General features: G+C 69.5%; 10 protein-coding genes. 6 read left to right on the top strand and 4 right to left on the bottom strand.

Annotated features, from left to right (window positions below):
* Positions 1 to 65: 65 nt before the first annotated feature.
* Positions 66 to 758: a GntR family transcriptional regulator gene (locus tag RBJ77_RS41910; RefSeq protein WP_372349777.1), complete on the bottom strand. Its 693-nt coding sequence runs from the start codon at positions 756 to 758 to the stop codon at positions 66 to 68.
* A gap of 136 nt (positions 759 to 894) precedes the next feature.
* Here RBJ77_RS41910 and RBJ77_RS41905 point away from each other — a divergent pair, with 136 nt between their 5' ends.
* Both RBJ77_RS41905 and RBJ77_RS41900 read left to right on the top strand, forming a co-directional pair.
* Positions 895 to 1,767 (top strand): N-acyl homoserine lactonase family protein, encoded by an 873-nt coding sequence (locus tag RBJ77_RS41905; RefSeq protein WP_372349776.1) that lies wholly within the window; start codon positions 895 to 897, stop codon positions 1,765 to 1,767.
* Positions 1,764 to 2,642 carry an NAD(P)-dependent oxidoreductase gene (locus tag RBJ77_RS41900; protein WP_372349775.1) on the top strand — a complete coding sequence of 293 codons (879 nt, stop codon included), beginning with the start codon at positions 1,764 to 1,766 and terminating at the stop codon, positions 2,640 to 2,642. The genes RBJ77_RS41905 and RBJ77_RS41900 overlap by 4 nt, the downstream gene beginning before the upstream one ends.
* A gap of 58 nt (positions 2,643 to 2,700) precedes the next feature.
* On the opposite strand, the gene RBJ77_RS41895 is transcribed toward RBJ77_RS41900, so the two are convergent.
* From RBJ77_RS41895 to RBJ77_RS41885, 3 genes are all read right to left on the bottom strand, one after another.
* The gene (locus RBJ77_RS41895) at positions 2,701 to 4,749 is read right to left on the bottom strand and encodes an acetate--CoA ligase family protein (RefSeq protein WP_372349774.1); all 2,049 of its coding nucleotides are present in this window, start codon (positions 4,747 to 4,749) and stop codon (positions 2,701 to 2,703) included.
* Between the two features lie 17 nt (positions 4,750 to 4,766).
* A complete protein-coding gene (locus RBJ77_RS41890) occupies positions 4,767 to 5,918 on the bottom strand; it encodes an acyl-CoA dehydrogenase family protein (protein WP_372349773.1) in 1,152 nt (383 codons plus the stop codon).
* A 247-nt stretch (positions 5,919 to 6,165) separates the two neighbouring features.
* Entirely contained in the window at positions 6,166 to 7,542 is a 1,377-nt protein-coding gene (locus RBJ77_RS41885; RefSeq protein WP_372349772.1) for a family 1 glycosylhydrolase, read from the bottom strand.
* A 228-nt stretch (positions 7,543 to 7,770) separates the two neighbouring features.
* On the opposite strand from RBJ77_RS41885, the gene RBJ77_RS41880 reads away from it, so the two are divergent.
* The 4 genes from RBJ77_RS41880 to RBJ77_RS41865 all read left to right on the top strand — a co-directional run bounded on the left by RBJ77_RS41880 (position 7,771) and on the right by RBJ77_RS41865 (position 12,758).
* Entirely contained in the window at positions 7,771 to 9,030 is a 1,260-nt protein-coding gene (locus RBJ77_RS41880; protein ID WP_372349771.1) for a CaiB/BaiF CoA transferase family protein, read from the top strand.
* 107 nt (positions 9,031 to 9,137) lie between these two features.
* On the top strand, positions 9,138 to 10,604 hold the full coding sequence (locus tag RBJ77_RS41875) for an OB-fold domain-containing protein (RefSeq protein ID WP_372349770.1): 1,467 nt from the start codon (positions 9,138 to 9,140) through the stop codon (positions 10,602 to 10,604).
* Positions 10,604 to 11,812 (top strand): acetyl-CoA acetyltransferase, encoded by a 1,209-nt coding sequence (locus tag RBJ77_RS41870; RefSeq protein ID WP_372349769.1) that lies wholly within the window; start codon positions 10,604 to 10,606, stop codon positions 11,810 to 11,812. The genes RBJ77_RS41875 and RBJ77_RS41870 overlap by 1 nt, the downstream gene beginning before the upstream one ends.
* Positions 11,813 to 11,996: 184 nt before the next feature.
* Positions 11,997 to 12,758, top strand: coding sequence for an SDR family NAD(P)-dependent oxidoreductase (locus RBJ77_RS41865; RefSeq protein ID WP_372349768.1), 762 nt, complete (start codon positions 11,997 to 11,999; stop codon positions 12,756 to 12,758).
* Positions 12,759 to 12,766 lie beyond the last annotated feature (8 nt).

Here is a 12,766-nt window from a genome sequence, read left to right as displayed (position 1 = left end):
GTGGTCCTTTCGTCGTCCGTCGCCGGATCGCCGGGGATGACCAGACCGCCCGCGGTGTCGTTCGGTCAGTCGGTGAGCTGCTGATTGAACAACTGCAGTCGGATGTCCCGGGCTCGGCTCATGTGTTCCTCAGCGATCGCGCGGGCGGCGGCGGAGTCGCGCTCCTCCACCGCTCGCACGATGCGCTGATGCTCGCCGTGCGCCTGAGCCCAACGGCCGGGGTGACTCAGTGTGGTGGCGGGCATGGCGGCGATCTGCGCGGTGAGGCGATCCTGCAGACTCTGCAGGGTGGCGTTGTGCGCCGCGACGGCGAGCGCGTCGTGGAAGGTGCGGTTGGCAGCGACGGCGGCTGTCGGGTCTTCGGTGTCGACCTTGCTCTCCGCCTGCACCGCCGCCTGGAGGCGGCGCACGTCGCGGTCGGTGCGACGCGCCGCGGCGTCGGCCGCGATCGCGCTCTCAAGATAGACCCGGGCCCGATAGATGTCGATGATCTCCTCGGCACTGCGGCGGCGAACCCGCAGGACCATCCCCTGGCGGTCGATCAGCCCGTCGTGCTCCAACCTGATCGTTGCTTCCCGCACCGGTGAGCGGCTGACGCCGTACTCCCGGCTCAGCGAGGCCTCGGAGAGCCGCTGGCCCGGAGTGAGCCGTCCGGAGACCACGTCGGACTTGAGTCGTTCGTAGAGCAACGCGGCCTTGCCCTCCGAGGTTTCGGCGATTGAGCCGGCACTGTTGCCGATGTTGGAAGCCATGTCCATGTCGGTGATCCTCGAAGCGCGGGCGGGGATGCGGTGGAATTTCGCCGCCGGGCCTGGCGCGTCGGCCCGAACGTCAGGTATACACCGGTCAACACCTGTCGACAAGTGTCGCTGGGCGCGGCACTGCGGAGGAAGCATGACCGCATCCCGATTCCAGGTGCACGCGATCCGCTATGCCCACCGTGACGGCGTTTCACCCCATGAGGTCTTCTGCCGACCGGACGCCGCGGATGAATCCCGTGCCATGGCCTACTACATCTGGCTGATCACAGCGGAGGACGGCGCCGCCTATCTGTTCGACACAGGCTTCGGTCACAAGGTCGCGGAGCAGCGCGGTCGTACGAGCGTTCTGCGCGGCGATCCGACGCAGGCGCTCGCCGCACTGGGCGCGCCGGCGGAGCGGATCCGCCATGTGCTCCTGTCCCACCTGCACTTCGATCACGTCGGGGAGCTGGATCGGTTCCCCGACGCGACCTTCTGGATCCAGCGTCGGGAGACCGCGTTCTGGACCGGCCCGCACGCCTCCAGACCATCCTTCCGCCATGTGGTCATGCCTGAGGACATCACCGCGGTGGTCCGCCTCAACCTGGAGGGGAGGGTCCGATTCACCGAAGGGGACGAGACGATCGCGCCAGGACTCAGCCTGCACCTCATCGGCGGACACACCGCCGGATTGCAGGCCCTGCGGATCGAGACAGCCGCCGGGCCCGTTGTCCTGGCCTCCGACGCCACGCATTACTACGACAACCTCGACACCGACCGGCCCTACTCGGCGCACGACTCGTTGTCCGGCGTGCACGCCGGCTTCGACCGACTGCGCGAACTGGCCGGACCGGACGGTGTGATCGTGCCGGGACACGACCCGTTGGTGATGGAGCGCTTCCCGGGGGTGCCCGGTCTCGAGGGCCAGGTCGTCGAAGTCAGCGCCGGACACATCGGCCCCGGACCCACCGGTGGTGCCATGACCACAGCGGCAACCACCCATCGAGCCAAGGAAGTGACGCCATGAAGGCAACCGTGATCGGACTGGGCACAATGGGCGGGGCGATCGCGCGCCGGCTCGTCGACAAGGGCTTCGACGTCGGCGGATACGACGTCGACCCGGCCGCGGTCGAGCGATTGGCCGAAGCCGGCGGGCGAGCCGTCGATCCGCAGCAGGACGGGCTCGGCGAGGTGGTGCTGACCAGCCTGCCCAATGACGGGATCCTCACCTCTGCAGTGCTGGAGAGCGGACTACTCGACCGGATGAACGGCGCCCTTCTCATCGAAGCGAGCACCGCACTGCCGGCGACCATCGAGCGGATCGTCGAGCGTGCGAAGCCACTCGGCATCGAGGTGGTCGACAGCCCCTTCAGCGGCGGACCGAACGAAGCGCTCGCCGGTTCGCTGGTCCAGTTCGTGGGAGCCTCGGAACCCGCACTGGAGCGCGCTCGCCCGGTACTTGCCGCGCTGGGGAGCATCGAACACGTGGGGGAGGCCGGGCAGGGCAAGACCGTGAAGCTGGTCAACAACCTCATGGCGATGGGCAATGTGGTGGTGGCCATGGAGGCGTTCACCCTGGGCACCAAACTCGGCATGGACCGGGAGAAGCTGTTCGACGTCCTCAGCCGGTCCGGCGCCCGCTCGTTCCACTTCCTCAAGCGGATGCCGTACGTGCTGGCCGACGACTACAAAGCGCGGTTCGCGCTGGACCTCGGCGAGAAGGACATCCGACTCGGCCTCCAACTGGCGCACGAGCAGAACTACGTGATGCCGACCGCGAGCATCGTCCACCAAATCTTCGAGCTCGGGCGGGCGTACGGGCTTGGCGGTGAGGACGTCGTCGCCGTCATGAAGGTCTTCCAGGGCTGGGCGGGCGGCAAGGCGCCGACAGTGGATGCCTGAGCAGCGACGAAGGGGGCGGGGCAGGCATCAGCGGCCTGCCCCGCCCCTTCGTCGCTGCTCATTTCGCGTTGGCCAGGTGTACCAGTGCGTCTACGGCGAGAACCCCTTCTCCTGCGGGCAGCACCACCAGCGGGTTGATTTCGGCCTCCAGCACATGCGGTCGGTCGGCGAGCTGGGAGAGTGCCACCAAGGCGGAGCGCAAGGCGGCCAAGTCGCCGCGCCGGGCACCGCGATAGCCGTCGAGCGTGCGAAGGGCCACGACCTCGTCGATCATCTCCTGCGCGGTGTCCTCGTCCACCGGCGCCATCCGCACCGACCGGTCCCGGTACAGCTCGGTCAGTGTGCCGCCGGCGGCCAGCAGGACCATGGGACCGACCATCGGGTCGACGCGGTAGCCGATCAGTGCTTCACCGGCACCGGATACCATCGGCTGCACCAGCACTCGGTTGACGGTGAATCCGGGCCTGCGCTCGGCGACCTGTCGGACGATCCGCGCCGCCGCCTCCGTGAGGCCGTCGGCGTCCACGCCGAGCACGACTCCGCCGACATCGCTCTTGTGGGCGAGCCGGCTGTCGAGCGCCTTCACGGCGTAGGGCCCGCTGAAGGGCGGCGGCTCGACGGCCGTCGGATCGATCACCGCGCAGGGCGCGACAGGGAGGCCTGCCCGGACCAACTCCGCGTAACCAGCCGCCTCGTCCAAGGGGCGACCGTCCGCCCCCGGCGGCAGTGTGCGCGACCCCACGCCCGGCGTGCGCCGGGCCAGCGTGCTGGCCACCGCGTCCGCGCACGACTCGGGCGTACGGAAGCTAGGTACCCCCGCCTCGGTCAGCTGGCGCAGTGCCTCGGGGGCGTCGGGGACCAAGAACGCGGCGAGCCGGGCCGCTCCCGATGCCGCCTCCAGTACCGGCTGCACCGCCAACTCGGGATTGAGCCGGGCGGACGATCCCACCACCGCCACCACCAGGTCGAACTCCGTTGCGGAGAGCATCACTTCCAGTGCCGCGCTCATCACCTCTGGCCGTGTGCCCGCCAGCGTAAGGTCCACCAGCGCGCCCTCACTCGCCGAGATGCCGACCGCATCGAGCCGCTCCCGGGTCTGCGTGGCGGGAGCGGCCACCCGCACCCCGCGCACGCCGAGCTGGTCGACCACCATGGCCGCTCCGCCGCCTGTGGTGGTCACCACCCCCACTGCGGGAGCGGAACCGCCAGGGCTGCGAGCGGGGATGCGTTTGAGGAGCGCGGGAGCCTCGAAGAGGGCTTCCAAGGTGTCCAGCCGTGCGATGCCGCACTGCGCGAGGAAGGCCGAGGCCACGTCGTCCTCTCCGGCCAGCGCCCCCGTGTGGGAGCGGGCCAGTTCGGCGGCCGCGGCCGAGCGTCCGAGCTTGTAGGCGGCCACCGGCTTGCCGCGCTCGGCGGCGGCCTGAGCGAAGTCGGCAAGGGCCTGCGGGTGGCGAATCGACTCCAGGAAGAGCAGATAGTCGGTGACCGAGGGGTCGTCCAGCGTCGCCGCGCAGATCTCCCCGATCCCCAGGTCGACCTCCGCGCCCACCGAGACCACTGAAGCGAAGCCGATCCCTCGGGCCTTGCCGCGCGAGACCAACGCTCCGATCATGCTGCCGGACTGCGAGGCCACGAAGGTCCCACCGACGGGGAGGTCCAGCTCGGCGAAGACCGCGTTCCCGGTCAGGCGCAGGCCCGAGCGCAGGTCGACCACGCCCAGGCTGCTCGGTCCGAGCAACCGAACGCCGCCCTCGCGCGCGACCCTCAGCAGCTCGCGCTGGCGCTCCTCACCCTCCGGTCCCTCTTCGGCGAACCCGCCGCTGAGCACGGTCGCGACCGGGACGCCGAGCTCGGCGCACTCCCGGACGGTGTCCAGAGCGACCTGGGCGGGCGTCATCACGAAGGCATGGTCGGGGACTTCGGGAAGGTCGCGGAGGGAGGCCCAGGCCTTTTCCCCGGCCACTTGGTCGCGTCGCGCGTTGACCGGGTAGACGGCCGCCGGATGCCCGCTCTCGCGGAGAAAGGTCAGAGGTCTAGAGGACGCCTTGCGGGAATCGTCTGAGGCGCCGACCAGGGCGATGCTCCGGGGATCGAGCAGGGCGGACACGCCCTCGATGCTGTCCCTCACTTGGGCGCCCGCTGAGAGAATCGGCGTCCGAAGACGTCCTCGGCGATCCGATTGCGCAGGATCTCCAGCGAACCGCCGGCGATCTGCCAGCCCCGGGTGCGGCGCAGGCAGTATTCGACCAGAGTCTGGGTGCTGTACCCCATCGCGCCCATCACCTGCACCGCCTCGTTGGCTGCCGCGAAGCCGGCGGTATTGCAGGCGTACTTGGCCACGGCCGTGTCGTAGGCGCTGGGCAGGCCCCGGTCGGCGCTGACGGCGGCCCGGTAGAGCAGAAGCTGCGCGGACTCCATCTGCACGGCGATCTCGGCGAACTTCCACTGGATGCCCTGGAAGTCACTGAGTGGGCGGCCGAACTGCTCGCGTACGTTGGCGTGGTCGCGCGCGATGTTGAAGGCGTGGCGTCCGACGGCCAGTGCCCGGGCGCTGTTGCCGATCCGCTCCACGTTGAAGCCGCTGATCTGCTTCTTGAAGCCGCCGGGTCCGAGCAACACGTTGTCGGTGGGGATGCGGCAGTTCTCGAAGCGCAGTTCGGACCAGTGCTCGCCGCTCATGTAGGACTCCGGAGCGCCGACGGTCAGCCCCGGGGTGTCCCGCTCGACCAGCACCGAGCCGATGCCGCCCACGCCCGGTCCGTAGCGGACGTAGACCAAGAAGAGGGTGGCGTCGGGGCTGTGGGTCGACCAGAGCTTGGTTCCGTTGATGACGTACTCGTCGCCGTCCGGGACCGCGCTGGTGCTCAGGTCGGTGAGCGCCGATCCGGCCTCCGACTCGCTCATCGCCACCGATATCAGCGCCCGGCCGGCCAGCAGATCGGGCAGGAAGCGCTTCTTCTGTTCGGGGGAGGCGTACTCGGCCAGCGTGCGGATAGCGCCAAAGTTGCCCGCCTGGAAGACGTCCGCGGCTGTCGGGCAGACCGACGCGAGCGCCTGAATGGCTACGACGGCGTCCATCAGCGAGCCTCCCGCACCTCCGTCGACCTCGGGGAAGGCGAGGCCCAGGAGGTTCATGGAGGCGAGCCGCTCGGCGACGTCCCACGAATAGGTCGGATTGTGAGCACGTTCGAGCGCTCCTGCGGCCAACTCCTTCTCTGCGAAGTGACGGACGGTCGCTGCGAGGTCCTCTTGCTCCTGGGTCAGAGTGAAGTCCATGCGCTGTCCTCTCGGTCGGCATCGACGACATGTGTATGCACCTGTCGACAGCTTAAGAGAGTTCTTCATGCGTGTAAATAGTGAGACTATTGGCCTGTATCTATGAGATGGATCGGCCAACTGGTTGGTGGGGGGCAAGGTGGCAGTGGCGGCAGATGCCCGGTGATGGTGGGCGAGGTGCGCTACGTCCCGACCACCGGGCGCATGGAGGAGATGGTCGGCGTGCCGACCTTCCGCTCGACTGTTCTCAGCTCGGAACCGCGGCGAGCCGACGGCCGGCCCCGCCCGGCGTGTGGTGGGGCTCCGGGGTGGAGGCGGTGTGCTGGGCGAAGGTGCCGGCCCGTGTCCAGTCGCGGGGGAGCGGAGGCTGCGGAGTGAGGGAGTCGGCGTGCACCGGAAGCGTGTAACGGCGTGCGTAACGGTACTTCCAGTCGTGGTTGTCCAACAGTGGCCAGTACTCGTATGCGGCCAGCGGAATGCCACGGTCGACGACGTCGGCGAGCCAGGCGAGTTGGGCCGCCAGGGCGGTGCGATGTGGGGCGGGCCGGATGCTATCCGGGCCGGCCGGGAGCAATCCCATGCCGCTGTCGCTGACCCGTACGGGCGGAAGGGTCGCCCCGTAGCGGCCGTGCACGGTGGCCAGCGCGTCTGCCAGCGCCTCCGGCATGATGGGCCAGCCCTCCTCGGTGGTCGGCAGGTCCTCGGACGGGAGGACGGCGAAGCCCAGCGGGGCCATGATCCGGTTGGCGTCGTTGAGGGATTGGAATCGGCTTGACGGTGGCAGCAGCCGAGGCAGGTTCTCCGGCGAGGTCACCCGCATCGGCGAGTTCCAGGAGAGTGTCAGGGTGTCGAGAGGTGTGGCGATGGCGGCCAGGTCGCCCTCACGGACCGCTCCCGTCTCGACTACCGGGCAGCGGCCGTCCTCGGTGGCGAGGTGGCGCCCGGTCAGTAGTGGGTCGAGGTAGAGCTGGTTCGCCCACAACTCCAGATCCTCCACCGCCGAACGGTCCCACGGGTCGTCGAGGGCCGGGTACCCGGAGAAGAGCATGTTGGTCGTGCCGACGCCGCCGGGGCCGCCCGCGGCGCGCAGCGCCTGTGAGGCCAACCCGTGGCCGAGCAGTATGTGGTGAACGCTGCGCAGCCCTTCCTGCCCGCACCCGTGGTCGTTCGGGAGCATCCCGAGCACGTGGTCGGCCGCCGACGGCGTCACCAAATCGGTGGAGGTGACCCAGCCCTGTACGCGATCGCCGAAGCGGCGTCCCACCTCCGCGGCGTAGGCGGCGAAGCGCTCCGCGGTCTCCCGGGACAGCCAGCCGCCGCTCTGCTCGACCCAGTCCGGCAGGTCCACATGTAGCAGGGTCAGGGCGGGGTGCACTCCGATGGACAGCAGGGCGTCCAAGTGGCGGTCGCAGCGATCGAGTGCAGCCAGGTCCCAGTGGCCCGGCGCCTCGGGCTGTAGGTGCCGCCAGCCCAGGACGTATCTGCGGTCCGTGACGCTGTGGCCCACCAGTGCGGACACGTCCCTGCACCAGTCGGCGCGCGCCTGGTCGGCGGCGGACCATGAGGGCTCGGGCAGACCAGGAGCGGCCGGGAAGGCCGGGTCGGCCAGAGGCAGGTTGCTCACGGTTCCCCAGCGCACCCCCCGGCAGAGCGGTGCCATCCGGGCCTTCAGATCCACGGGCTCCATCGACAGCCTCCCCGGTGAGTGCCTCTCGCGAATCGCGAGCCGATGTCCGGAAACTAACAGGCGGTCCTTGTCACGACAACGTTTCGGACTGATGTCCGGAGTGCGGCCGGCGGGCTCCGGCCTGCGGGCTGTCAGCTTAATAGTTCAATTATTATTGACAATTGGATGCTGGTGGCGGAGCGTGCGTTCGAAGTCGTGCGGGAACGGAGGCGCGGAGCGCGCGCCTCGTTCGGTCCGCACATGGCAGGCGGAATATCCGCAGTTGAGGGTGAAAGGAACGTCCGGGTGAGTGCCCCTCTCGAAGGAATCACCGTTCTGAGTATCGAGCAGGCGGTAGCGGCCCCGCTCTGCACGCGGCATCTCGCCGATCTCGGTGCACGCGTAATCAAGCTGGAGAACCCGGGGGTCGGCGACACCGCCCGGTATTACGACACGGCTGTGCGCGGGATGGCATCCCACTTCATCTGGCTCAACCATGGCAAGGAGTCCGTCGAGGTCGACCTCGCCGCGCCCGACGGGCGGGAGTTCTTCGACCGGATGATTGCCCGGGCCGACGTCTTCGTCAGCAACCTGGCGCCGGGCGCGCTCGGGCGCCTGGGCCTCGCACCCGACGAACTCGCCCGGCGTCACCCCTGGTTGGTCATCGTCGACATTTCGGGCTACGGCACCGGTGGGTCCCTTGACCACAAGCGGGCCTACGACCTGCTGGTCCAGGCCGAGGGTGGGTCCTGCTCGATCACCGGTCTCGCGGGGCAGCCGGCCAAGCCGGGTATTCCGGTCGCCGACATCGGTACCGGCCTGTATGCCTACTCCGCTGTCCTCGCCGCCCTGTACGAGCGGGAACGGACCGGGAGCGGGGCGGTGATCCCGATCGCCATGCTCGACGTGGTCGCCGAGATGATGGGTTTCGCGCTCAACTCCGTACTGCACGGCGCCGAGGAGCCGGTGCCGGTCGGCATGGGCTCGCCCATGGTGGCCCCGTACGGCGCTTATCCGACCGCGGACGGGCTGACCGTCGTGCTCGGCACCACGAGCGACCGCGAATGGCTGCGGCTGGCGGAGAAGGTCCTGGGGCGGCCGGAGTTGGGGAAGGACTCCCGCTACGCCCACAACGCCGATCGGGTTCAGCGTCGCGCCGAACTCGACCAGATCCTGGGTGCTTGGTGTGCGGAGCGCGACCTGGAGGACATCCAGCGCATCGCGGACGAGGCCGGTATCGGCAACGCCCGGCTCAATGGGGTCCAGGACCTGGCAGCTCACCCGCAGTTGGCGGATCGCGGTCGTTGGAGAGACGCCGGTACGCCGGTCGGTGACGTCCCCGTGCTGTTGCCGCCGGCCCTGGCCCGGCACTGGGAGACGCCGCGTGGCGGGGTCCCCGCGCTGGGCGCCGACACCGAGAGGATCCGTGCGGAGTTCGCCGGATGAGCGAGTGGACCGGTTCCGAAGGCGTGTAAATAGTTAAATAGATATGCTACTCTCGCGGCGAGCTGAGTCGAGGTAGCAGGACGAGACGAGACCGGAGAGGACGCGGGATGGCCGGGATCATCGCCTACGGCGCCTACGTGCCGTACCACCGTCTGCGACGAGCGGACATAGCCGAGACGCTGGGGGTGGGGGGAGGCAAGGGCACCCGTTCCGTGGCGTCGTACGACGAGGACACCACGTCGATGGCCGTGGAGGCGGCGCGTACCGCGCTTCCCCCGGGTCGGGCGAGGGAGAGGGTCGACCAGCTCTTCCTGGCGACCGCGACGCCCGCCTATCTGGACAAGACCAACGCCGCGGCGGTGCACGCCGCGCTGGGGCTGAACCCTGAGGTGCTGGCCGCCGACATGGCCGGCGCCGTGCGCTCGGGCGTCGCCGCCCTCCTGACCGGGGCCTCGGCCGCCGCACCGACCCTGTCCGTGCTCGCCGACGTGCGTACGGGTGCGCCCGGCGGGTCGGACGAGTCCGCGGGTGGTGACGGCGCCGCGGCCTTCCTGTTCGCCGGTCACCGCGAGGACATGCCTGTGCTCGCGAAGCTGATCGGCCAGAGTACGGTCAGCGACGAGATCCTGGAACGCTGGCGCCTGCCCGGCGCCGCGTCCTCGCGCGTCTGGGAGGAACGGTTCAGCGAGGAGATCTACGTTTCCCAGGCCACCAAGGCCCTGCGCTCCGCCCTCGACGAGGCGGGCCTCGGTGTTTCGAAGATCGACCACTTCGCGGTGGCGGGCCTGCACGCCCGGGCCTGTGCCGCCGTGCGGCGTTCGGCCGGCGTGCGATCGGAGGCCCACGCCCCGGACTACACCGGCACTATCGGCAACGCGGGCACCGCGCAGGCGGGTCTGCAGCTGGCGGACGCGCTGGACCGCGCGCAGCCGGGCGAGACCATCGCCCTCGTGGTGCTCGGTGACGGAGTCAGCGTGCTGCTGTTCCGGACCACCGAGGCGCTGCCCGCACACCGCGCAGCCAAGTCGGTGGCCGGTCAGGTAGAGGCCGGTGGACCGCCGCTGAAGTACGCGACCTTCCTGTCCTGGCGCGGCATGCTCGACCGTGAGCCGCCGCGCCGCCCGGACCCGGAGGTGCCCTATGCGCCGCCTGCCCACCGCCGTGCGGCCTGGAAGTACGCCTTCATCGGTTCGCGCTGCGAGAAGTGCGCGACCCGGCACCTGCCGGCCGAGCGGGTCTGCCGCTCCTGCGGCGAGGTGGACGCGATGGCCCCGGAGCCGATGGAGCACGTACGAGGCAAGGTCGCCACTTTCACGGTGGACCGGCTCGCCTTCACCCCCAGCCCGCCGATGATCGCCGTGGTCGTCGACTTCGACGGCGGCGGTCGCTTCCGGTGCGAACTCACCGACGCGACCGAGGCCGAAGCCGTGATCGGGGGACGGGTCGAGATGACCTTCCGTCGCACGGTCACCGCCAACGGGATTCACAACTACTTCTGGAAGGCCCGTCCGGTGCGCGAGGCCGAGGCGCCCGCGGCCGCGGACGGAGACGCGTCGCGAGAGGGAGCACGCTGATGGGTTCGCACGGGATCCGCGACCGGGTCGCGATCGTAGGAATGGGCTGCACGCCCTTCGGTGAGCGCTGGGACAAGTCCGCCGACGACCTGCTGATCGACGCGGTCGGCGACGCGGTCGAGTCGGCGGGCATCACGCTGCCGGACATCGACGCGTTCTGGTTCGGCACCCAGGCCTCCGGTGTCTCCGGTCTCTCGCTGAGCCGCCCGCTGCGGCTCGCCGGACGACCGGTGACCCGGGTCGAGAACATGTGCGCCACCGGTTCGGAGGCGCTGCGCAACGCCTGCTACGCGGTGGCCTCCGGTGCGTACGACACGGCCATGGCGGTCGGCGTCGAGAAGCTCAAGGACTCGGGTATGTCGGGTCTGAGCGGCACGACGATGCCCGGGGCGTGCGACGACAGCCGCGGCGAGATCACCGCCCCGGCCAACTTCTCACTGCTGGCCCCCGCGTACGCGGCCAAGTACGGGGTGTCGGAGGAGGACCTCAAGGAGGTGCTCACCCGTATCGCGTGGAAGAACCACGTGAACGGGGCCCTGAACCCCCGGGCGCAGTTCCGCAAGGAGGTGCCGATGGACCGGATCCGTAACGCACCGACCGTCGCTGGCATGCTCGGCGTCTTCGACTGCTCTGGTGTCTCCGACGGTTCGGCTGCCGCGATCGTGGTCCGGGCCGAGGACGCCTACCGCTACACAGACAAGCCGATCTTCGTGAAGGCGCTCTCCTTCGTTGCCGGTGCGGCAGACGGCGTGAGCGACCCGTCGTACGACTTCACCTCGTTCCCCGAAGTCGTGCAGGCGGCCCAGGAGGCCTACCGCCAGGCCGGGATCGTCGATCCCCGCTCGGAGCTGGCGCTTGCCGAGGTGCACGACTGCTTCACCCCTACCGAGCTCGTACTGATGGAGGACCTCGGGTTCTCGGAGCGCGGGCAGGCGTGGAAGGACGCGTCGGCCGGAGCCTTCGACCGGGACGGTTCTCTGCCGGTCAATCCGGACGGCGGACTCAAGGCGTTCGGCCACCCGATCGGCGCCTCAGGGTTGCGGATGATGTTCGAGGCTTGGCTGCAGTTGCGCGGCGAGGCCCCGAAGGAGCGGGCCCTGCAGAGCGTGGCCGATGGCCGCTCGCTGGCGCTCACCCACAATCTCGGCGGGGGGCCGGGGGAGTGCGTGTCGTTCGTCTCCGTCCTCGGATCCGAGCGCTCTGCCTGATTTCTGACGGCACGTCGGCTCGGGACCGCAATGTGGTCCCGAGCCGACGTGCCGTTCGTGTCGCTCCGACGCACGACCCGCGCGGTCGATGGCGGAGCGCGATACAGTCCTTCAGTTGTCTTCGTTTAATAAGTTAGCTATATGATGTGGGTTGAGAACGGTACCGGAGAGTGGAGGGGAATCGATGGCGGAGGATCTGAAGGGGCGCGTCGCCCTGGTGACGGGCGCGGGCCGTGGCATCGGACGGGCGATCGCCGCGCGTCTGGCCGTCGCGGGAGCGGCGATCGCCGTCTGCGACGTCCACGGCGACACGGCCGTCAAGGCGGCCGACGAGCTGGCGGAGGAGTACGGGGCGCGCGCCGTCGGGGTGGCCGCGGACATCTCGGACTCCGTGCAGGTGCGTGAGGCGCTGTCGGCGGTCCGTAGCCAGCTGGGCCCCGTGAACCTGTTGGTGAACAACGCCGCGGTGGACGTCGTCCGCAAGTTCACGGACACCGATGAGGCGGACTGGGACCGCATCATCTCCGTGAACCTGCGCGGAACCATCACGGTCACCCGCGCGGTGCTGGACGACATGATGGAGCACGGCGGCGGGCGGATCATCAACATTGCCTCGGACGCCGGCCGGGTCGGCTCGTCCGGCGAGGTCGTCTACTCGGCCACCAAGGGCGGGGTCATCGCCTTCGGCAAGGCGCTGGCCCGTGAAGTCGCGCGCTACGGCATCACTATCAACTGCGTCGCTCCCGGCCCGACGGAGACCTCGCTCCTCGGCCAGGTGAACGACTTCAACCCGAAGATCGTGGAGTCCACGGTCCGGAGCATTCCGCTGCGCAGAGTCGCGCAGCCGGACGACATCGCCGGCGTGGTCGCCTTCCTCGCCTCCGACTCCGCCGCCTACATGACCGGGCAGACTGTCTCGGTCAGCGGCGGCCTGACGATGATGTGAGCGGCCTG

Origin of the sequence: Streptomyces sp. KL116D (assembly GCF_030766975.1) — a bacterium.
Taxonomy (GTDB): Bacteria; Actinomycetota; Actinomycetes; order Streptomycetales; family Streptomycetaceae; genus Streptomyces; species Streptomyces longispororuber_A.
Note: the sequence above shows the minus strand (reverse complement) of the source record. Positions and strands in the feature narration are given on the sequence as shown.